The organism is Enterocloster sp. HCN-30185 (assembly GCF_037890305.1).
In the GTDB taxonomy this organism is placed as follows: Bacteria; Bacillota; Clostridia; order Lachnospirales; family Lachnospiraceae; genus Enterocloster.
Genome location: NZ_JBBKBT010000004.1, coordinates 154388 through 175785, shown reverse-complemented (window position 1 = coordinate 175785; position 21398 = coordinate 154388). Strand labels below are relative to the sequence as shown.

The window sequence follows — 21398 nt, the reverse complement described above, 5'->3', positions numbered from 1 at the left end:
ATCACCTTCCTCCTGTATGATATCATTCTTCAACGGAGCTGTTTGATGCGCTTAAGGCTCCTGAGCCCACAATTTCTTCAAAGCTCGTATAGCCGTAATAGTATTCATAGATCTGTTTTCCAAGAGAAGCCGCATTGGTTCCCGCATAGCCATATGGGATATTGACCGTTACCGCGATCTCCGGATTGGAATAAGGAGCAAAGGAAACGAAAAATGCATGGTTGGACCGGCTCCGATCCTCCTGTGCCGTACCTGTCTTTCCTGCCACTTCTACATGGGAGCCTGCGAATACGCTTTTTGCAGATCCCTCTGTAACCACCCGGCGGATACCGGACTGGACAGCATCCCAGGTAGAAGTCTTTGCTTCAATCTGTGAACTGGTTTCAGGGGTATAATCTTCAATCAGATTTCCGTCTGAATCCGTAAGCTTGTCCAGGAGGCTCAGTTCAAAGACCGCACCGCGATTTGCCACAGCGGAAATGTAGCGGGAAAGCTGCACGTTACTGTAGGAGTTGGTTCCCTGTCCCATAGCTGAACGCTCCGGATCCTCTGTGGTCAGATGAGGCTCTGTTTCAGGAAGTTCAATACCTGATGTGTGATCCAGACCGAACATGGATGCATATTTGCGGATTGCCTCAAGTCCCTTTTCCGAAGAATAGGTTCCATCCTCTGTAAGGCTTAAACGGTGTCCAAGCTCTGCAAAGACCACATTACAGGAATTTTGGATTCCGGTCACAATATCCTCTACTCCGTGACGTCCCGGGAATACCCAGCAGTTAATAGGCGGGCTGGACAGATCATAGGAGCCTGTACACTCAATGGTATCGGTAAGAGATATCACGCCCTCCTCCAGAGCTGCCACGGCAGTAATCGGCTTAAAAGTTGAGCCCGGCGCCTTGATGGCCTGAGTTGCATTATTATAAAGAGGATTGGACATATCGTTCTGGAGTTTCGCAAAATACGCCGCATCCACACTGCCTGACATCTTGTTATTATCATAGCTTGGGTAAGAAACGAGGGCTAACACCTCTCCGGTGCGCACATCAGTCACAACCGCTCCGGCTGTACAGGGATCTAAGGCCAGCTGCGCTGGAGTCAGCTCCAGATTGGAAATTTTCTTTTTAATAAAGTTGTAGGCATATACACTGTCTCCTCCGGCTAAAGCCGCCTGTGCTCCGGGATCCGGCTCCAGTACGCCCTGGTCAAAGAGGGCCAGACAGAGTTCGCTGCCTCTGATCACCTCGTTATTGATCAGATAGCGGAACATACGCTTAGTAAATTTCCCATCTTCCTCCAGATGAACACAAATGTAGTCAACCAGCTGTGCAAAGCTGTCATCCGCATTGGAATACTTGTTCTCCGAGTCCAGCTTTGTAGTGTCGATCCAGTTGCCGGATATACCGCTGTAGATATAATCCCTGAGGCTGATGGTTCCTTCTTTCCAGGAAAGATACTCCTCTGAACTGGTATCAATCTTATCACGCTTGATGATTCCTGTTTCTTCGGAAGCCAGAAAACTGTAGATATAATTCATATAGCTTTTCATATCCTCCGGAAGATCATTCATCGCTCTGGCATGAGGACTTAAAAGCTCATTCTTTATATCTGTCAAAATCTGTGTTTTGGATGAGGTATAGGTGCTGTAAATCTTATTTTCCACAGAAGAGGCATCCGGCTCAGCCATAGCCTCCAGAGAAAGCACATTGTTATTGATCAACTGATAATACGCATTCTTAACAGGAATCGGCTTTTTAGATCCGTCCTTTACTGTGGCAGGATCTACATCCTCGTTTACAAGGAATTTGGTGATAATTCCTGCCAGCTGCTGCTCCATCAGCTTATAGGTGGCAATCTGAAGATCCCGGTCGATGGTCAGATACACATCATTTCCAGCCTTGGCGTCCTGCTGCTCAATGACCTCCCTTGGCCGTCCCATATTATCCACATACATTTTGGTATAGCCCTTTTCGCCCTGAAGATCCAGTTCCATATACTGCTCAATGCCGATTCGGCCAACCACATCATTGAGGTTGTATTTTTCATCCTCCTCGGTGAGATTTTTACCCTTTTTATTTTCTTCCTCTCTCCACTGCTCATTCAGTCGGTCTACCTGTTCTTCCTGAACCTTTCCCGTATATCCGATAATGGGGGAGAAATACAGGCTGTCATTGTATACACGGATATAGCTTTCTTCTACAGAAACACCCTTTAGATCAGCCGCATTTTCATGGATCTCTGTCATGGTCTCCCGGCTTACATTGGTGGCTACGGTAGTGCTCTCGTATTTCTGGTACTCCGTAAGCTTCATGGTATAGATGATATTGATCATATCGAGAGCCGTCTGATCCGTAAGCTCTAAGGGATTGCCTTCTTCATCCTTCATATCGTTTAAGTTATAGCCGTCACGGCCGGAGCTTTTTTTCAGCTCAAAGGCTTCTCTTGCTGTAATGTCCGAAGGATAACGGCCGCTGGCATCATCCAGCTTTTCGGAGCTGATTCCATAAAAATTAAGCAGAAAACGCTTGTGAGAAGCCTTAGAGGTGGTGGTGAAATACATCTCTCCCTGCTCGTTTATGGCAATCTCCAGCTTTCCTTCTACCTTTTCTCCTCTTCGCTCCAAAATTGTCACCAGGCGGTAGATCATGGCATTTCGATCTGCAGGCCTTGGATAATCGCCTAGATCCTGGATCGTAACCGAATAAGCCAGTTCATTATAGGCAAGAAGCTTTCCATTGCGGTCATAGATATTGCCTCTCGTTCCCGGCGCAGTAACCATTTTTTCCGTTCGCTGCATATAGGACTGCTGATATTCATCTCCGTGGATAATCTGCAGGTCAAACAGCTTTCCAATGAGCCCTGCGTACATCAGAGTGAAAATCACTGCCAAAGCAAATAGACGGGAGGAAAAAAGCTTTTTTAAAAATTCCTTTACAACTTCTTTCAGTTCATCAAACAATGGTGGTATCTCTCCTTTTTCCTATGTCCTCTACCCGCCGGCTGGCAGACAGGAACAGACGATATATGAGAAGGGTGGTAACGGCTGTAAAAATAATCTCCGGAAGCATGATCTTCGTAAAATAATAGGGAAGATCTAATCGTCCGCGGATCAGGAAACGGAATATATAAATATACATGCAGTACCACAGACCGTTTGCCACACTCAGGATTAAAGGCAGGGTAATGTAGTCTTCATAATAATATCGGGTAAAGATTCCGTTAAAATAACCGATATAAATATAGATCAGGGTATAAAAACCAAATGAGCCGCTGTAGAATAGATCCAGCAAAAGCCCCGAAATCACGCCGTAGAACATCCCTGCGTTTTTTCCATGGATAAAACCAAAGGAAAAGGTTAAGATCAGCAGCAGATTGGGCGTTGCCGCCAGAAAGGGAAGCAGGGGGAATACACAGTTCTGGACGGTAAATGCAAGGATAATAAAGCCGATGTTGATCGCAATCTGTTTCACCTTTGCGCTGGTCACTGTTTCTCCACCTCTTCTCCATCTTTCAGATCGGTCAGGATCAGAACCTCCTGGAGGTTATCGAAATTGGCTGCGGGAATCAGATAACCGGACTGGGTCAGATGATCCGGATCAATGGTAACGTCCACCGCATATCCGATCAGAATGCCAGGAAGAAACTTCGTACTGATATTGGAAGTGATGATCTGATCCCCATCCTTTAACACAGCATCCTTGGAAAAATCGGTCAGCTTTAAACGTCCCTGCTCATAGAGGGTTAAATCTCCCGCCACAATACAGTTATAGGAGGAATCCACAGACATGGCGCCTACACGGCTGGAATCGTCAATAATTGAACGCACGGTTGCATAATTGGCTCCTACGTCTGTAACGATTCCTACAAGGCCTCCGTCTGCCACTACATTCATATCCACAGCCACTCCATCGGAAGATCCCTTATTGATCCGAAAAACCTGAAACCATTTTTCAGAGTCCCTTGCAATCACCCGGGCGCCGATTTTATTATACTGCATGTATTCCTGATCCAGCTCATATAGCTGGCGCAGTCGGTTTAACTCGAACTGCTGGGCCTGGAGCCGGTTATTTTCCTCGGTCAGCCGATCCACCTGGATCTTTAAACGGTCATTTTCGTCCAGAGCCGTCTTTAAACGTGAAATATCCGTAAGCTCATTGTAAAGTCCTGTTCCCACACGGTTTACACCGGTCTGAATAGGAATCAGAAAATACCCCACACCGGTTCTTAGAGGCTCTAAGATACCGTCCTTTAAGGAGGTAATGCCGATCAACAGGACACAAAGCAGGGTAAGCCCTGAGAGGATATATTTGCTGCGTTTTGATTCCATGGATATTCATTCCTCTTTCATGTGTTATATGATTATATAAGTTTTTCCCGGCGAAAACTTAAATACCGCCGGTCTCCGATGATCAAATGGTCGATCAGGGTAATCCCTACGACCTCTCCTGCTTCCCGGATCCGGCAGGTTAAAAGCCGATCCGAGCGGCTGGGCTCAGGGTCTCCGCTGGGATGGTTGTGGACTAAAACCATACCTACAGCAAGACAACGAAGCCCTTCAATGAGGATTTCCCTGGGAGTAACCACAGAAGCGTTTACCGTTCCTTTGGAAACAAGGAAATCACGGATCAGATGCTGTTTGGTATTCAGAAACATGACATGGATTTCCTCCTGTTCCAAATGACGCATATCTTCCATGTAATAATCCGCAATCTGATCCGGCTGTGTAAAAGCCACAGGCTCTGCGCTTACCTTCTGCTTCCAAATCCTCCTGGAAAGCTCTCCGATGCACAAAAGCTGGATTCCTTTTACAGGACCTACTCCACGGATGGACTGCAGCTGTTCCAGAGAGCAGTGCAGAAGGCCTGTAAGTCCATCTCCCGGTGCATTTTGTGATAGGATGGCGTCTGCCAGTTCAAGAGACGTGCGTTCACTGCTGCCGGTTCGTATGATGACTGCTAACAGCTCGCTGTCCGTAAGCGTCTTTGGACCGTAAGCCATGCATTTTTCATAGGGACGCTGCTCTTTGGGCAGATCCTTCATTGTAATTCTTTCCATTTATCCTCCTGACTACGCACCTCTCCAAGTACATTTTCAGGATGAGCTTTTAAATCATTTTATAAATAAACAGAGCCACTGCCACTCCAATAATGCTTGCCATGGTAATCTTGATGGTAAGTCCGAAAGTAATGACTAAAAGGCCAAAATCAATGACCAAAGGAGTATCCAGCCCAAAGGACTGGCCATAATTCATCCATTTCAGCCAGGAAATACCATCTGCCAGCTGTCCGATAAATCCTCCCAGTACAATTCCGGCTAAGAGCATAATAAGAAGGATCCAGAAATTTTTACGTCCCATAAACAAACTCTCCTAAGGAAGCCCCGAAGGACGGGGCTGTTTATCATATTACCATAAGTTTTTTTAGGTGTCATCTGAAAAAATTCTTAAGAAACAAGGCTTTTAGGGGACACAACTCCATCATCCGCCAGCTGCTGGAGGGATTTTAAAATTCCAAGCTTGGCATGATACCAGGTAAGCCCTCCCTGGAAATATACGGCATAGGGCGGCTTAATAGGGCCGTCGGCACTGAGTTCAATAGAGGAACCCTGTACAAAGGCTCCCGCAGCCATGATGACCGGACTGTCATAGCCGGGCATATCCCAGGGTTCGGGGGTGACAAAGCTGTCTACCGGAGCAGCTGCCTGGATTCCCTTACAGAAGGAGATCACTCCCTCCGGAGTACCGAAGGTAATGGCCTGGATGATATCATGACGTGATTCGGAGCCGTTTGGCACTACGCCGTAGCCCAGACGCTCGTAGATATTGGCGGCAAAAATCGCGCCCTTTAAGGCTCCTGCTACAACGGTAGGTGAAAGGAACAGACCCTGATAGAGCTGCTGATTCAGTCCTAAGCTGGCGCCCACCTCTTTTCCAAGGCCGGGGGCACTTAATCGGTAGGAAGCACGGTCTACACAGTCCTTTCTTCCGGCAATATAACCTCCAATAGGGGCCAGACCGCCGCCCGGATTCTTGATCAGGGAGCCAACGATCATATCGGCTCCTACATCCGTAGGCTCGATGGTTTCCACAAACTCTCCATAGCAGTTATCTACCATGCAGATCACCTCAGGCTTGATCTTTTTTATAAAGGCGATCAGCTCCCCGATCTGCTTTACAGAAAAGGTAGGACGGGGATCATAGCCCTTGGAACGCTGAATGGTTACAAGCTTTGTCTTTTCATTGACAGCCTTTGCAATATTTTCGTAGTCAAAGGTTCCGTCGGGAAGAAGATCCACCTGGCGGTAGGAAATGCCGTATTCCTTTAAGGAACCCACGGAATCCCTGATACCGATCACTTCCTCCAGGGTATCATAGGGCTTTCCCACAGGGGAAAGGAGCTCGTCTCCGGGACGCAGGTTTCCGGAAAGAGCCACATGCAGGGCGTGGGTTCCGCTCATAAGCTGTGGACGAACCAGGGCGCTTTCTGTGTGGAATACGTGCGCATATACCTCCTCTAAGGTATCACGTCCCAGGTCATTGTAGCCATAGCCCGTGGTAGCTGCAAAATGGATATCGCTGACGCGGCATTCCTGCATGGCATGAATTACCTTTAACTGATTAAATTCTGCCCGTTCATCAATCTCCTGAAAGCGGGTTTTTAAATGTTCCTCTATCTCTGCAGCAAAATCCAGTACCTTTTTGCTGATTCCCAGTGTTTCATACATACCGGTTAATACATTTTGTTCCATTGGTCTGACTCCATTCTTTCTTTTTGTGACCTTTTTCAAGGTTCGGTCTGTCATTGTAGCACGATTCCCTCGTCCATGCAATCCTTCAGAATCTGTTTTAACGCGTTTGACGTATCGTCTGGCGCGCCTGAAAGTTCAATCCAGCGCACCTGGCGCTCTCTGCGAAACCAGGTCAGCTGGCGCTTGGCAAAATGCCTTGTATCACGTTTCAGTATATAGACTGCTTCCTCCAGGCTGCAGCGCCCTTCCAGGTAGTCCAGGATTTCCTTATAGCCTAATCCCTGCATGGAGGTCTGCCCCCGATGGCAGCCCATTTCTTTTAAGCGCTGTACCTCATCGATCAGCCCCTGCTCAAGCATCAGATCCACCCTGCGGTCAATCCTGTCATACAGTCTGGTCCTGTCTGTATTCAGCACATAATAGAGGAAATGATAAGGGGATTCCTTCTGGTGCATGGCTTCGTTATGATGTGAGATTTTTTCTCCTGTTTGTCTGAAATATTCGATGGCCCGGATTACCCGCTTTATATTGTTTGGATGGATCTGGGCGGCTGCCTCAGGATCTGATTCCTTAAGAATATTGTGAAGCACTTCCGGGGCCTGGGAACCGGAACGGGCAGCCAGCTCCTCCAGCTCCTGTCGGAACGGATTTTTCTCACCATCATCTTCATTCTCTGTAAAATCAATATCATAAAGGAGAGCCTGTATGTAAAATCCCGTTCCTCCGGCTATAATGGGAATTTTTTCCCGCATCCAGATATCACCAGCCGCCTTTTTTGCCAGTTTTTGAAACGTCACCACATTAAAATCCTCATCCGGATCCAGAACGTCTATCAGATGATGAGGAATATTCTCCATCTCTTCCGGTGTGATTTTGGCAGAGCCAATATCCATATGGCGGTATACCTGCATGGAATCCGCACTGATGATCTCACCGTTTACAGCCTTTGCCAGTTCAATGGATAGGGAGGTTTTTCCCACAGCCGTAGGGCCGGTAAGAATGATCAGAGGTTTTTTCTCAGAAAACATACACTCTCTCCTTTGCTGTTATACAATACGTTTAAACTTCTTTTCCAGCTCATACCGGCTCATGGAAATGATGGTCGGACGGCCATGAGGGCAGGCGTAAGGGTTTTCCAGCTCCAAAAGCTGGTCAATGAGCCGGTCCGCTTCTGCAGCAGACATAGCATGGCGTCCCTTTACAGCTGCCTTACAGGACATGGAAGCAATCTTTTCATAAATTATATCCGGGTTATGTACGCTCATATCCTCAGAAAGACCATCGATCATTTCAAGAAGAAGTTCCTTTTTCGCAATGGAAAAAAGATTGGCCGGCACTGCCCGCACTGCGTATTCCCGGCCGCCGAAGGGCTCAATTTCAAAACCGATCCCCTTAAAATATTCCAGATACTGCTCTAATAGCAGGGCTTCTCCCTGATTTAAGGTGAGGATAACAGGGGGATTTACCAGCTGGGAATCATACTGCCTGTCCTTTAAGGAACGGACTGTTTTTTCATACAGCACCTTTTCATGGGCTGCATGCTGATCGATAATATAGAGCTGGTCATTGTACTCCACCATCCAGTAGGTATCAAACAACTGGCCGATGAGCCGGTGCTTTAAACGGGATTTTGGATCCAGGAGCTTTCCGTCAAACAGTTCCAGCTGCTGCATCGGTTCTGCAGCCTGAGAAGCCGGTACAGAAGATCGGGAGATCGGAGCAGCTGCGGCAGGGGGATTCAAAGCCCGCCCAGCATCTTCTGTCTGTTTCGTTTGAAACACTGTCTGAGTTTTTTTCTCACCTTCAGCTGATTCATTTGCAGGCAGATCCTTTTTATCAACATGCTTCCAGCCGGGAGCTTCCTCGCAGAGAAGAGATGGCCGGGAGACACCGGATCTCTGTGCAGACGCTGTCTCTTGGAACACAGGATTAGAACCGGAAGATGACGACCTGTTTCCGGAAGACAAATTTCCCGCGTCCAGACTGCTCTGCCGGCGGATCTCAAAGGGCTCCGGCTGTCTGGGCTGGCGCTCCTCTCTCCGCTTTTTGGCATCCTCCTGCCGCTTTTTGGCTGCTTCATCCAGCGTCACCTGAGGAATCAGTTCCTTGTGTGCCAGCGCTTCTCCCACTGCCTCTAACGTTCGGTTAAACACATATTCCCCATCGCTGAAGCGCAGCTCCATCTTGGTGGGGTGTACATTTACATCCAGGGTTTCAGGATCGATAGAAAGGTGCAGCATGGTAAAAGGATATTTGTGCTGCATCATATAGGGCTTATAGGCCTCTTCAATGGCTTTTGAAATAATATTGCTGCGCACATACCTGCCGTTGACAAAGTAATTTTCATAATTCCGGTTGGATCTTGCGATCACCGGCTTTCCGATAAAGCCTGTAATATGGATTCCCTCATAAACCGCATCGACAGAAAGCAGGTTGGAAGTGATCTCACGGCCAAACACGGTGTAGATCAGATCTTTCAGATTGTTATTTCCGGAGGTATACAGCTTATTCTGGTTATTTTGGATCAGACGGATGGATATATCCGGATGGGAAAGAGCAATCTTTTCTACCACTGCTGCCACGTGTGTCCCCTCTGTCATTGGGGTTTTTAAGAATTTTTTCCGTACAGGCGTATTAAAAAAGAGATTTCTGGCAATGATCGTAGTTCCTTCCGGGGCCCCCACTTCTTCTATCCCGCGCTCCGTCCCGCCTTCGATCTGATATCGGGTTCCGGTAAGTCTGTCTGCTGTTTTGGAGATCATCTCTACCTGGGATACGGCAGCAATACTGGCCAGCGCCTCTCCACGAAAGCCAAGGGACGCAACGGTGGTAAGATCATCGGCCGAACGTATCTTGCTGGTTGCGTGGCGCAGAAAGGCGGTGGGAATCTCCTCCTTTGGGATACCGCAGCCATTGTCCGTAATGCGGATCAGGCTGCAGCCGCCCTCCCGGATCTCTACGGTCACTGCCGTAGCCTGAGCATCAATGGCATTTTCCAAAAGCTCTTTTACCACAGAAGCCGGTCTCTCGATCACCTCGCCTGCGGCGATCTGATTGATAGTTGTCTGATCCAGAACTGAAATCACAGCCATATAGCAAACCTCCTTTACAGATCCATCAAGCCGTCCAGCACATGAACCTTCATGCGTCCGCCTTCCAGATCCACATTCAGGATGCAGTCCTTGATTGCAGGAAGAAGAAGTTCCTTTCCGCCGGTAAGTTCAACTACATATACGTCATTTGCCCCTGTTTCCAGTACATCCTTCACTCTGCCAAGAACCGCTTCTTCTTCATTTACAACCGTAAGGCCGATCAGATCTGTGATAAAGTATTCATCCTCTTTTAATTCAACCGCCTGATCTCTGGTGATCAAAAGGTCTCTCTGTCTCCATGTTTCCACATCATTGATATTGTCATATCCCTTAAATTTTAAGATTACCATATTTTTAAAGAATTTTACCTGTTCGATGGAAAGCTCCAAAGGCTCTCTTCCATCCAGAATTACCTTTTTTAATGTTTTAAAGCGCTTGGCATCATCCGTTGTAGGGAATACCTTTACTTCCCCCCGTACGCCGTGGGTGGAAGTAATTACGCCTACTCGCAGCATCTGTTCCATGTCTGAACACTCACTTTCTCTTTATCTTTAACGAAACAGACCGCCGGCCAAACAGCCGACGGTCCGTCCTCTTTACTGGATCTCAACAATTACTTTCCTGTCTTCCTTAGAGGCAGCGGCCTTGACTACGGAACGGATTGCCTTAGCGATCCTGCCTTGCTTGCCAATGACCTTGCCCATATCGGCAGGAGCTACCTTGAGTTCGATCAATGTATCTTCGCCTTTCATTGACTCGGTAACGACTACTTCGTCCGGATTATCGACCAATGCCTTTGCGATCACTTCGACTAATTCCTTCATCTCTCCACCTCGTCTGCAAAGAATAATATTACTGAATACCAGCGATCTTTAACAGCTTTGCAACTGTCTCAGTTGGCTGAGCGCCGTTTGCCAGCCACTTCTTAGCAGCTTCCTCATCAAACTTGATCACGCTTGGATCTTTGGTAGAATCATAGTATCCAACTTCCTCGATAAATCTTCCGTCTCTTGGGGATCTGGAATCTGCTACTACGATTCTATAAAAAGGAGCCTTCTTCTGTCCCATTCTTCTTAATCTCATCTTTACTGCCATTTTTCTTACCTCCGTAAAATCATTTTCTATTGATTGTTTTATTTTTCTATATTAGACATACAGGAGCCTTCCTGTGTGACTAGCTTATTTAAAACGGAAGCTTAAGCTTCCCGCCCATAAGGCCACCAAGACCTCCTAAGCCCTTTCGCTTTCCGCCGCCCATAAGGCCCGGCATCTGCTTCATCATCTTCTTCATCTGGTCAAACTGCTTTACCAGACGGTTCACTTCGCTGACATCTACTCCGGCACCCTTTGCGATGCGCTGTTTCCTAGAAGGATTTATAAGGCCCGGATTGGCCCGCTCCTCCTTTGTCATGGAGAGGATAATGGATTCCACACGGCGCAGGGAGCGCTCGCCTTCATCCATATCAATGCCGGAAAGCTGGCTTCCAACACCGGGCATCATGGAAAGAATACTTCCCATACCGCCCATCTTTTTAATCTGCTGCATCTGGGTTAAGAAGTCATTGTAGTCAAACTCTGCCTTGCGCAGCTTCTGTGAAAGCTCCTTTGCCTGCTCCTCGTCTACCTCAGCCGCCGCCTTCTCGATCAAGGACTGGATATCTCCCATTCCCAAGATTCTTGAAGCCATACGATCCGGATAAAACTGTTCCAGATCAGAAAGCTTTTCTCCCATACCAATGTAGAGGATCGGCTTTCCTGTCACGGAACGGATGGAAAGAGCCGCGCCGCCTCTGGTATCGCCGTCCAACTTGGTAAGGATTACGCCGTCAATGCCGACCTTGTCATTAAAGGTACCAGCTACATTTACCGCATCCTGACCGGTCATGGCGTCTACTACCAGAATGGTCTGATATACTTCTACTGCTTCCCGGATGCCTACCAGCTCGTCCATCATACTTTCATCAATATGAAGACGGCCTGCAGTATCCAGAATCACTACGTTAAAGCCATTTTTTGAGGCGTGTTCGATGGCGCCCTTTGCAATATCCACAGGACTGATCTTATCGCCCATGGTAAATACTGGGATTCCCACCTTTTCGCCATTGACCTGCAGCTGCTTGATGGCTGCGGGACGGTATACATCGCAGGCCGCAAGAAGGGGCTTTCTGCCCTTTGCCTTTAGCTTGGCTGCAATCTTTGCCGTCGTGGTCGTCTTACCTGCACCCTGGAGACCTGCCATCATAATGACCGTAATCTCACTTGCGGGTTTTAAGGCAATCTCTGTTGTCTCAGAACCCATAAGCTTTATCAGCTCTTCGGTTACAATCTTGATTACCGTCTGTCCCGGTGTCAGGCTTCCAAATACCTCTTCGCCGACCGCCCGTTCCTGAATGGAACTTATAAACTGCTTTACTACCTTGAAGCTTACGTCGGCTTCCAAAAGAGCCATCTTTACTTCCTTTAAGGCAGCTTTTACATCGGCCTCAGACAGGCGGCCTTTGCCGCGCAGGTTTTTGAAAATATTCTGCAATTTATCGGATAAGCTTTCAAAAGCCATTGATAACCTCCTGAAGGTCTTTTGCTGTAGGGATCACAGCGCTGCCATGATCTTTCCGGACAGGCTTCGGATCTCATCCATCAGCTGTATATCCCGGGTTTTGGTACAGGTCTCTGCCAGACCGTCCAGCTCCCTGACCATATCACGGATTTTCATGAATTTTGCCACAAGATGCAGCTTTTCTTCATATTCCTCCAGTATACGGTCACAGCGCTTTTTCAGATCATGGACGCTTTGACGGCTGATTCCCTGCTCCTTTGCAATCTCGCTGGGAGAAAGATCATTAAACACCATGTCCTCATAGATGCGGCGCTGGTGCTCCGTCAGCAGTTCTCCATAAAAATCGTACAGCAGACCCTGTTCAACGATCTTTTCCATTTCAACCACCTGTGTTATCATACACGATAGCTGCAATCTTGTCAAGCATTTTTACTTGACGAACGGTACATTTCTGCAATTTCTTTTACAAGAGCTCTGTCCAGGATCAGATTTTCCGTCAAAGGATTGATAACAGCAGGATCTCCCGCTGCTGCCCGAAGTCCGTCTGCCAGGCTGAACACCATGCAGCCCCACTCTTCCCTCTTATATGCCTTTTGAAATTCCAGCCAGTCTGTAAACATAGGCAGGAACTGCTTATGCTCATTGTTTTCAATCCGCGGGAAGAAGAGGTTGTCCTGTTTCTCTGCATCAATGGTATTCTGTCCCTTATTTAACCCCTCTGTTTTCTCAAATTTTACCGGCACCAGAAGCTTTGCCTGCAAAAGTTCTTTCTTTAAGTGTTCCTTTTTCGCTTCCACATTGGCCTCGCGCTCTGAGTAAGACACATTCCAGCGGATTTCCTGCAGATACTCTGCCATGGCACAGCGCAAAGAAGGATTAACCACAGGCACTTCCAATGGCTGTCCTGCTTCTTCTTCCGGATGTTCAAGGAGATCTGACCGATTTACAAAAAGCTGATAGGAGCCATTGTCAATAAGAAGTTTCTCCATGCCAAGATAGTACAGCCATGCAAAAAGGCTTAATCGGCCCGGAAGGCCGGTATGCTCCCTTGGAATCTCCCGAAGCACCAGATGACGGTGATACTGCTCTTCATAAAAATGAAGGGCTTTAAGAGCCAGCTCCTTTGCAGAATATACATCAACCGTATCTCCGATCATAAAAGGCATACTGGAGCCTTCATCCAAAAGAATAAACAGAGAAGGCGCTGCTTTCAGCTTTTCAAGAACCGTATCATAAAGCATCTGAATCTTATCTTCATATCCGCTTACAGGCTCCTGATGATTCATCTGCTGCAGACGGCAAAGCAGGAAAATGGATTCCTGAATAGAAAGCGGAACCAGAACTGCTTCTGAAAGTGTTTCTTCCAAAACAGCGCTTAACTGCTCCTCCCGCTCTGCTCCCAGGGGACCGGCGGGCCGGCCGGCTTTTTCCTGTGCTCTGGCTGCCATAAGAAGTGCATTCTGAGCCTGTGCATCCCGGACTACTACCGTATTTTCCACAGAAGCTTTGGCCTTAACAGAAGAAACAGGTGCTGCATCCTTTAATGCCTCCTCCAGCTCCTCTGTTACAGATACCAGCACAGCTCCCTCTGCCGGGATCTGCTCCTTTGTCACACCATCCAGTTTAAAGCCGTAATGAGCCCCATAGGTTCCCTTCATATCATAAGACGCAGCCCGCAAAATCTTGGTTCCCTGCTCAATACCGGAAATCCGGCACTTAAACACCGGCTCACCCAATTCATTTAAGCAGATAGCTTCTGTCCCTGGGATCAGACGCCCCCTTGTAAGCTTTCCCGCAGCCACGGCGCTGTTTCCCTTCAGAGCGTAAATGCCGTCAATGACAAATTCAAATCCGTCTTCAAGTTTTTTTCTTCCAAATGAAAATAATCCCATTGTTTCCTCCTGGTTGTTCCGGAATATCCATCATTCCGGTATGTCTGGTAGAGATTATACAACACTCCCGCTTAAAAGGAAAGACCTTTTAAAAAGTGCTCTTTTATGCCAGGAAGTTCTCTGCAATCTTGCGGATTCCTTCCGCATCCTTTGCATACCAGCCTTCAAAATCAAGGCCGCTTTCCTGTACCGCATGGCCTAAGGCCTTTAAAAATGCCGGAATGTTCTCTTCAAGTATCGCTCCCAGCTCTTCTCCCATCCGTTCTTTTCCCTGGAAGCAGCATCCCTTTACGAAAAGATTAAAAGCAGGTTTGACTTCTTTATTTACTGATTTTACACCACCTCTGAAGCCGATTACTCCTGTCTGGTGAGTGCCGCAGGAAGATGGACAGCCAGAAATATGGATCTGAGGCAGGATACCGTCTTCAAAGCCCTCTTCACGCTCCATTTCGATCAGACGGTGAAGCAGAGCCTGGGAATCTCTTACACCCTGCTGGCAGATTGATGCGCCGATACATGCTACCGATTCCTCAAAACGGCTGCAGGAGCAGACCGCCTTTTCAGAAGAGGTAACCTCTAACACCTTTTTTACATCCTCTGCCCGGCAGTTGATCACATAAAACATTTCTTCCGGAGACAAACGAAGTTCCGCGCCGGGAATAGATTCTATCACCTCATAAAGATCTGCAAAAAGAGAAGGCTCCGGGCTTCCTCCAAGCGGATGGCAGGCTACGCTGTAAAGCCCGTTCTGTTTCTGAGGGATTACCCGCTTTCTCATATAAGGATCTGAAATAGAGGCAAATAAAATCTCCCTGGAAGCAGCAAAAGCTGTACTCTGATCCTGTACCGCCTCTTCGGATAAGGAAGTCTCTCCCATTTCCAGAGTAAGATCTCCTTCCTCCGCATAAACCTCGTCCAGCTTCTTTAAAAATGCTTCCTTATACGCCTCAGCACCTCCCAGAGCTTCCTGCATAAAACGGCTTCTGGCTTTGGCCCTGTTTTCATAATTGCCATACGCACAGAACAGCTCATGCATGGCTCGGATATAGTAAAGGATCTGATCCGGAGCCACTCCCTCTGCCACCCTTACGCCAAAAGCAGGCTTATTTCCCAGACCACCTGCGCTGTATACGTCAAAGGTGCCATCCTCTCTGGCCGCAAAGCCAAGATCCCTGTACGTCGCATGCGTGACATTCTTTGGCGTATTAGAAAATCCCACCTTCAGCTTTCGGGGCAGTTTTTTCCCCTTGATAAAGCTCATAAGATAATCAGCCGCTTTTAAAGCATAAGGAAGAACGTCAAAATATTCTCCCTCCTCCACACCGGCCAGAGGAGAAACCATTACATTTCTCGGAAAATCTCCACCACCGCCTCTTGTGACAATCCCGCAGGAAAGGGCTTTTACAGCCAGCTCACAAACCTGATCCTTTGACAGATCGTGAAGCTGCAGTGTCTGACAGGTTGTTAAATGAACCCGTTTAACCTCATATTCCTTAATACTCTGTGCCACAAAGGCCAGTTTTTCCTTTGTCATCACACCGCCCGGCATACGCAGACGAAGCATGCTGGCCTTTCCGCCCTTTTGAGCATAGCTTCCGAAACCGCCCGAAATGCCCTTATAAGTTTTGGCATCCATCTCTCCGCTGTAAAACTGCTCCGTGGCCTGTTCAAACTGTCTGTAGTCCTCTTTCCAGCTCTCCGGCTGAATTGCTGTCATCTTCATAGATAACCTTCCTTTCCTGTGTAAACTCTTTTAAGCGCCCCCGTTCAAATTCCTGAATGGAAATCGCTTTTTTGTTTGGATTTGCAAATACAAAGGTTCGATCCACATTTTCCAGATAGTTCTGGATCTTATCGTTGGTAGCGCTGATGATCGCCTGGAAGCCCAGTCCCCGGATCAGTTCAATGCAGCTTGCCACCTTTTCCGCATCCATCTTGGAAAAGGCCTCGTCTAAGATCACCAGGCGGATCGACGGGCTTTTTCGAAGTCCTGCAGGCTGTCCGATATGGTAAGCCTGTGCAAAGCTTGCAAGAAGCGCTACGTACAGGGGATTTTGCCCCTCTCCGCCGGAATTTTTCCGAAGCATTTTGCTTAAACGGATCTTTATAACCTCGTCTCCGTTCTGAACCAGCTGCTGCATATCAAAAGAAAGATAGGTCCGGTAATCGGAATATTTTTCCATATTCCGTCTGGCCTCCTCAAGCTGCTCCGGCGCAGCGTTTTCCGGCGGGATAAAAATGCTGATCAGCTCGTTAATCCTGTCTCCGTAATGATTTTCATGCTCCATGGTAAAAAGGTTCAGCTGATTTTCAAAGCTGTGATCCAGCCGGGAGGGATCTACCTCTAAAGATTCATCCATAAACATATCATAATACCGTCCGTCTGCTCCCTTAGACCGCGAAATCACAAACCTGTATTTATCCTTTCCAAAATCCAGACGGCTGATGATCCGGTTCAGTTCTTCAGTCCGCAGCATGGCCTCCTTAATAGCGCTGCGGATCTTGTACATAAAATCATCCTTAAAATGCTCCACTGCCGATCGGGCCTGCCTGGCAGCCTGCTCCTTAAACCGTTCCAGATCATCACAGGAAAGGCGGTCAAGAAGACTGTCATACGCCTCGTTATCTCTGGCACTTACCGGCACATTGCGGCCCGGATAGCTGCGGATATACTCGGTACGAAGATTCATAAGCGTTTCTCTGGCCTTATTACTCTGTTCTGTCAGGATCCTGCATTTATTTTCATAGGTTTCCCGCTCTCTGTCATAGCGTATGGCCTCCCTTTCTGCCAGATAAGCCGAAAGTTCCCTGTCGTGCTCCGCATTTTCCTCAAGCTGTCCATTCTGGGATGCTGCTGTTTCTTCCAGCTCTGTAATAGAATGGAAAAAACGCTCCAATTCATTTTTGCGGCCAAGGATCAGCTCCCTCAGGCGGTCCCGTTCCCGTTTCATTCCTTCACACTGCTCAAGAACAGCCGACCGTTCCTCTTCCAGCTGTCCGATATTTTGGGCTTTCAGCTCCTCTAACCGTCTGGATAACTGCTTCTTTTCGGATTCCTTTTTCTTCCAGGCCTTAATTTCCTCCAGCCACTGCATATATTCCTCTGCCGGCCCTTTTAACGCCTCAAGCCCTGATATCCGCCTGCAGTCCGCAAGAACCGCTTCCAGGGGCAGTCCGGCTTTTTTAGTCTCCTCCAGTTCTTCCTGAACCAGCCGGATCCTCTTTCGCAGGCTGTCCTTTCCAATGTACGCCATACGGGTATAATGCTCCGGATTGATATGCTGAAGACGGAGATTATGATATAAAAGGCATTCTGGAGTAATACCGATTTTGCAGTCTGAAAGCTCCTCAATGGAGCGGCATTTGATCACTTTTCCAAGCAAAAGCTCCATATATGGAGCAAGAAACGCTTCTTTAACCCCGATTTCCTCTGCCAGAGAATTTTTAAGTACCGCAGCCTGAGAAGAAGCAGCTTTCTCTGTATCGAGAACCGCCACACTGTAATATTTTTTGGGATCCAGCTCACTGTAAATCTTTAAAGCGGCCCTCGCATACCTGGGGGAAACCACCAGGCTTAATTTGTTGTTTCCCAGATACCCCTCTATGGCATTGGCCCATTCCGGATGCTTTACTTCCAGAAGGTCAGCCAGCACGAATACATCTGCGCTTTTTCCTGTTTCCTCAAACAGGCGCCGTTTTAAATACTCTCTTGCCTCCTCCAGATATTTCGGATAGGCCTTGCTTCCTGCCTGAAGCTTTTCAAGCTCCTCCTTTAACTGCTTTTCCCTGCGCTTTAGCTCATTGAACCGGGCAGCCGTTTCCTGGCGGAGTTTTTCTGTATCCGCCTCCATAGAAGCAAGGGATGCCTTTAAGCGGATCATCGTTTCCTTTGAAATGGTGCGCTGTTCAAACTCCTCAATATCCCAGAGTGTCTGATTGGAGGTGATATCCTCCTCCTCCCATTTTTTCAGGGAAAGGGTGGTTTTCTGCCAGCGGGCCTCGCTGCGGCTTAACTGTTCGCAAAGCTCTCCCAGGGATGAAAGCTGTTCCTTTAACTCCCCGTATCCGGTAGAGGCAATCCGGCGCAGCAGCTCATCGCTCTGGTCTGTAAGCTCCTTGATCCGGCCTTCGGCACTCTTTAAGGCTTCTGTCTGGCGGTTCAGTTCTTCTTTTCCCAGAGCCGTCCGGTCATTTAAATTCCGGATCCGGGAACGAGTATCTAAAAGCTCCAGTTTTTTTACAAACCACTGATACTTGTCCAGCTTATCCTCCAGCATGGTAAAGGTATCAAATGCTTCACGGATTGCGGTAAGGCGGCGGATCTCCTGACTGGTATCTTCAATCTTTCTGCGCATCCGTCCGTACTGCATTACGCTTTCCTGCATATCCTCCATATGGATATCCTGCTCCGTACAGATATATTCCTTAACGAAGTCCTCCAGCTTGATATTCATCCGAAAGGGGATCGCCCGTTTAAAAAGCAGAGGAAACTTCTCGCTGTCAAGTCCTCCCAGATACGTCTCATACATGATCCGGCGAAACCTCTCATTATGGGAGGTGGAAAAATGCTCTTCCTTTCCATAATGGGTATCCAGCCAGTGTTCCACTTCACGGATGGACATGGTACGGGTTTCTGTGCGGTATTCATTTTCCCACAAAGGGCCTTTATGCCAGAAAAAGCGGCGGGATATCTCATTGGATGCCGTTTCTACATCAAACACAATACCGATACACTGGTATTCTTCCGTATCGGTGCGTTTTAATTCCAGTACAATAGTAGAACTGAAATTGCGGTTTCTCAAATAGGAAAATTCGTTATTGTCCCCTATATTGACCATGCCCCTTAAATATTCAATGAGGCTTCGGTCCGAATCGTCGGCAGCCGCCTTGTTAAAAAAGCCTCTGCCGTCCGTATTGGCATACAGCACCAGCTGCAGGGCGTCAATTACCGTGGATTTTCCGCTTCCGGAATGACCGGTAAAAAAGTTGATCTCCTCATTTAAGGTAAGCGTCTTTCTGGAAATGTAATGCCAGTTGTTCAGACAGATCCGCGTAAAGGCCCAGAACGGCCCGACTGCCGGCTTATATTCCGTTGTCACTTTCCCCTTCCTCCTCTCCTTCTTCAAAATCAGCTAAAAGCTCTCTCACATCATCCCCCAAAAGCACTACATTGATGCTGGGATAGATGATAAACGGGCTTTCATAAGACAGCTCATCCAAAAGATCCAGAGGCTCGATCAGCTGATATTTTTTCAGCAGCGTAACCGTGCGCCGGATCTCGCTGGGAGAAGGCTGGCGTTTAAAAAGCCGGTAATTCCCCAGTTTTTCATGGACCGCTCCCAGCGTAGTATATACGTTCACGCTGGCAGATACATTTTCCATCTGTTCATCATAGATCAGTTTGAGAATAAGAAGATAAAGGGTTGCCAGTCTGGGAAGCTTTTCACCCACCAGATCTTCTCCCTGGATATAGATCATCCCCATATGGCTGTTTTCCAAAACCTCAATGCCGGCGACGGCAAAATACCGGCGGATAAATTCCAGGTGGAGACTGCAGCTGCGATACTCCTTTGTATACTGGAACCGGCCTGTTTTCTTATCATATTTGCGCTCCAGCAGAAACGTCTGGCGAAGCAGAAGGCGGATCAGATCCGTGATCTCCTGTTTCGTCTGGCCCATCTGTTCGTCATAGTAGGGAATCCCTGCTTCTGTCTTTATAATTTCCGTCACGTTCTGGTCCTCCTTACAAATACAAAACCCGGATAGGTGTAAGGCCCCTTCGTTACAGGCGCCGGATCCTCCGTCTCTGCCGTATAGGTACTTTTTCTCCGGATGGATTCATCATATGCAAGGATCAGCTTTTCAAAATCCCCGTCATTTTCCACCGTATCCTCCGTTACCTCCATCCGGCCGTCCTTCATCCGGCTGGTGATAAATTCCTCAATCTCTCTGTGGCTGTAGCGGTTCTTTACCCTGTTAATGTTAAGGATCTCCTCTGCCGAAAGCTCCGGCATTTCTTCCTCATCCTTTAGCTGCTCCGTAAAAGATGCCCTGGTATGCCTGCGCCTGTAAAGAGAAGCCTCCGAAACCACATTGGGCTGGGACAGGTTCATACGTTCCCCAATGGCCTTTAGCTCATCCTCTGTTCCTCCTGTTTTGGAAAGATGGTTTAACAGCTGGATCACCAGCCCCTTCATATCATCCTCCTGGTTTAAAAGATAGCCCATACGCGTCACAGTCGCCTTAACATACCGGGAATGTTCTTTGTCCATATTGGATATCCTGTGTTCAATATCGTCAAAGCCCTTCTCCAGCTGATCCAGCTTTTCAAGGATCTCACCCGTCCCCTCTCTGCCGGAAAGACGGGTAAGCCAGGGAATATCCTCCCGCATGGAAGCAATCCAGCTTTTAATATCCGTTTTATAAAGATAAAAATTATCGCTGGTCTTTAAAATGTGGTATTTTTTATTTACCACCTCTTCCACATACCCCTCCAGATGATCCTTTAAAAGAGAACCGTAATCCCTCTGCTCCAAAAGCTTTCCGAAAAACTTATCCATGTTGTGAAGCATATCCTGAAGGGACTTATTCAGTTTTTTCGTATTTACAAGAGCCGTATCCAGAAGGCTGATGCCGGATCTGGGGTCATGTTTTAATGAAAAAAGGATGGCATAGATATTCTGGATATAGATCTGCGCTTCATCCCCCTGCTCATTACAAAGCCTGGAAAAGCTTTCTATAAAAACAGCCGCATAATCCGGGATGATAATATTGACAGTCATGGTTGCATAGTCATCCACTTTTCTGAGCCATCCGGTCTTTAAAAGCCAGTTTAAAACCCGGGTGGCCGGAGGCTCAAACTGATCCTCTTCTTCCTCTAATTCATCCTGCCAGATCACACAGCGTTTTTCTGCAAAATATTCACTTAAAAGCTGAATACACATTTCCCTGCTTAAAAAATAATTGCTGTATTCGTATTCCTCGCTGATTTTTAACAGCGCTTCAATGTAAGCAGACCGGTTCACCGAGCGGAAAAGGCTCCAGAACCGGTCTGGTATCTCCTGTATCAGTTTCATTGGTTTCCTCCTGATTTGGATACCCCTATTATATCAG

General features: G+C 47.7%; 18 protein-coding genes. All 18 read right to left on the bottom strand.

The window, feature by feature from the left end; all coding sequences use genetic code 11:
* Positions 1–22: 22 nt before the first annotated feature.
* The gene (locus WKT10_RS06565; RefSeq protein WP_340276282.1) at positions 23–2956 is read right to left on the bottom strand and encodes a penicillin-binding transpeptidase domain-containing protein; all 2934 of its coding nucleotides are present in this window, start codon (positions 2954–2956) and stop codon (positions 23–25) included.
* On the bottom strand, positions 2949–3482 hold the full coding sequence (mreD, locus tag WKT10_RS06560) for a rod shape-determining protein MreD (protein ID WP_096807418.1): 534 nt from the start codon (positions 3480–3482) through the stop codon (positions 2949–2951). Before mreD ends, WKT10_RS06565 begins: the two co-directional genes overlap by 8 nt.
* Entirely contained in the window at positions 3479–4324 is an 846-nt protein-coding gene (gene mreC, locus WKT10_RS06555) for a rod shape-determining protein MreC (RefSeq protein WP_066548510.1), read from the bottom strand. The genes mreD and mreC overlap by 4 nt, the downstream gene beginning before the upstream one ends.
* Before the next feature lie 32 nt (positions 4325–4356).
* Positions 4357–5052, bottom strand: a complete 696-nt coding sequence (gene radC / locus WKT10_RS06550; protein ID WP_340276279.1) for a RadC family protein — start codon at positions 5050–5052, stop codon at positions 4357–4359.
* A 49-nt stretch (positions 5053–5101) separates the two neighbouring features.
* Positions 5102–5353: a DUF4321 domain-containing protein gene (locus WKT10_RS06545; RefSeq protein ID WP_066548514.1), complete on the bottom strand. Its 252-nt coding sequence runs from the start codon at positions 5351–5353 to the stop codon at positions 5102–5104.
* A gap of 86 nt (positions 5354–5439) precedes the next feature.
* Positions 5440–6744 carry a methionine gamma-lyase family protein gene (locus tag WKT10_RS06540; protein WP_337433305.1) on the bottom strand — a complete coding sequence of 435 codons (1305 nt, stop codon included), beginning with the start codon at positions 6742–6744 and terminating at the stop codon, positions 5440–5442.
* A gap of 50 nt (positions 6745–6794) precedes the next feature.
* Positions 6795–7772 carry a tRNA (adenosine(37)-N6)-dimethylallyltransferase MiaA gene (miaA, locus tag WKT10_RS06535; RefSeq protein WP_066548520.1) on the bottom strand — a complete coding sequence of 326 codons (978 nt, stop codon included), beginning with the start codon at positions 7770–7772 and terminating at the stop codon, positions 6795–6797.
* 18 nt (positions 7773–7790) lie between these two features.
* Positions 7791–9836, bottom strand: coding sequence for a DNA mismatch repair endonuclease MutL (gene mutL, locus WKT10_RS06530; protein ID WP_340276276.1), 2046 nt, complete (start codon positions 9834–9836; stop codon positions 7791–7793).
* 14 nt (positions 9837–9850) lie between these two features.
* The gene (rimM, locus tag WKT10_RS06525; protein ID WP_066548524.1) at positions 9851–10360 is read right to left on the bottom strand and encodes a ribosome maturation factor RimM; all 510 of its coding nucleotides are present in this window, start codon (positions 10358–10360) and stop codon (positions 9851–9853) included.
* Positions 10361–10432: 72 nt separating this feature from the next.
* Positions 10433–10660, bottom strand: a complete 228-nt coding sequence (locus WKT10_RS06520; RefSeq protein WP_066548526.1) for a KH domain-containing protein — start codon at positions 10658–10660, stop codon at positions 10433–10435.
* Between the two features lie 28 nt (positions 10661–10688).
* On the bottom strand, positions 10689–10931 hold the full coding sequence (rpsP, locus tag WKT10_RS06515; protein WP_337433303.1) for a 30S ribosomal protein S16: 243 nt from the start codon (positions 10929–10931) through the stop codon (positions 10689–10691).
* A gap of 88 nt (positions 10932–11019) precedes the next feature.
* On the bottom strand, positions 11020–12393 hold the full coding sequence (gene ffh / locus WKT10_RS06510) for a signal recognition particle protein (protein WP_066548532.1): 1374 nt from the start codon (positions 12391–12393) through the stop codon (positions 11020–11022).
* A 33-nt stretch (positions 12394–12426) separates the two neighbouring features.
* The gene (gene ylxM, locus WKT10_RS06505; RefSeq protein WP_066548539.1) at positions 12427–12771 is read right to left on the bottom strand and encodes a YlxM family DNA-binding protein; all 345 of its coding nucleotides are present in this window, start codon (positions 12769–12771) and stop codon (positions 12427–12429) included.
* A gap of 41 nt (positions 12772–12812) precedes the next feature.
* Positions 12813–14285 (bottom strand): SseB family protein, encoded by a 1473-nt coding sequence (locus WKT10_RS06500; protein WP_337433302.1) that lies wholly within the window; start codon positions 14283–14285, stop codon positions 12813–12815.
* Between the two features lie 103 nt (positions 14286–14388).
* Positions 14389–16008, bottom strand: coding sequence for a nitrite/sulfite reductase (locus WKT10_RS06495; protein ID WP_317438490.1), 1620 nt, complete (start codon positions 16006–16008; stop codon positions 14389–14391).
* Positions 15953–19384 (bottom strand): ATP-binding protein, encoded by a 3432-nt coding sequence (locus WKT10_RS06490; RefSeq protein WP_340276270.1) that lies wholly within the window; start codon positions 19382–19384, stop codon positions 15953–15955. Before WKT10_RS06490 ends, WKT10_RS06495 begins: the two co-directional genes overlap by 56 nt.
* On the bottom strand, positions 19368–19964 hold the full coding sequence (locus tag WKT10_RS06485; RefSeq protein ID WP_066550803.1) for a DUF4194 domain-containing protein: 597 nt from the start codon (positions 19962–19964) through the stop codon (positions 19368–19370). Before WKT10_RS06485 ends, WKT10_RS06490 begins: the two co-directional genes overlap by 17 nt.
* Before the next feature lie 47 nt (positions 19965–20011).
* Positions 20012–21361, bottom strand: coding sequence for a Wadjet anti-phage system protein JetA family protein (locus WKT10_RS06480; protein ID WP_340276268.1), 1350 nt, complete (start codon positions 21359–21361; stop codon positions 20012–20014).
* Between the last annotated feature and the right edge of the window lie 37 nt (positions 21362–21398).

Coding starts and splice junctions, on each gene's coding strand:
- radC (WP_340276279.1), bottom strand. CDS start 5,052: ATGGAAAGAATTACAATGAAGGATCTGCCCAAAGAGCAGCGTCCCTAT.
- ylxM (WP_066548539.1), bottom strand. CDS start 12,771: ATGGAAAAGATCGTTGAACAGGGTCTGCTGTACGATTTTTATGGAGAA.
- miaA (WP_066548520.1), bottom strand. CDS start 7,772: ATGTTTTCTGAGAAAAAACCTCTGATCATTCTTACCGGCCCTACGGCT.
- rpsP (WP_337433303.1), bottom strand. CDS start 10,931: ATGGCAGTAAAGATGAGATTAAGAAGAATGGGACAGAAGAAGGCTCCT.
- mreC (WP_066548510.1), bottom strand. CDS start 4,324: ATGGAATCAAAACGCAGCAAATATATCCTCTCAGGGCTTACCCTGCTT.
- WKT10_RS06500 (WP_337433302.1), bottom strand. CDS start 14,285: ATGGGATTATTTTCATTTGGAAGAAAAAAACTTGAAGACGGATTTGAA.
- WKT10_RS06540 (WP_337433305.1), bottom strand. CDS start 6,744: ATGGAACAAAATGTATTAACCGGTATGTATGAAACACTGGGAATCAGC.
- WKT10_RS06485 (WP_066550803.1), bottom strand. CDS start 19,964: ATGGGCCAGACGAAACAGGAGATCACGGATCTGATCCGCCTTCTGCTT.
- mutL (WP_340276276.1), bottom strand. CDS start 9,836: ATGGCTGTGATTTCAGTTCTGGATCAGACAACTATCAATCAGATCGCC.
- rimM (WP_066548524.1), bottom strand. CDS start 10,360: ATGGAACAGATGCTGCGAGTAGGCGTAATTACTTCCACCCACGGCGTA.
- WKT10_RS06495 (WP_317438490.1), bottom strand. CDS start 16,008: ATGAAGATGACAGCAATTCAGCCGGAGAGCTGGAAAGAGGACTACAGA.
- ffh (WP_066548532.1), bottom strand. CDS start 12,393: ATGGCTTTTGAAAGCTTATCCGATAAATTGCAGAATATTTTCAAAAAC.
- WKT10_RS06520 (WP_066548526.1), bottom strand. CDS start 10,660: ATGAAGGAATTAGTCGAAGTGATCGCAAAGGCATTGGTCGATAATCCG.
- WKT10_RS06545 (WP_066548514.1), bottom strand. CDS start 5,353: ATGGGACGTAAAAATTTCTGGATCCTTCTTATTATGCTCTTAGCCGGA.
- WKT10_RS06480 (WP_340276268.1), bottom strand. CDS start 21,361: ATGAAACTGATACAGGAGATACCAGACCGGTTCTGGAGCCTTTTCCGC.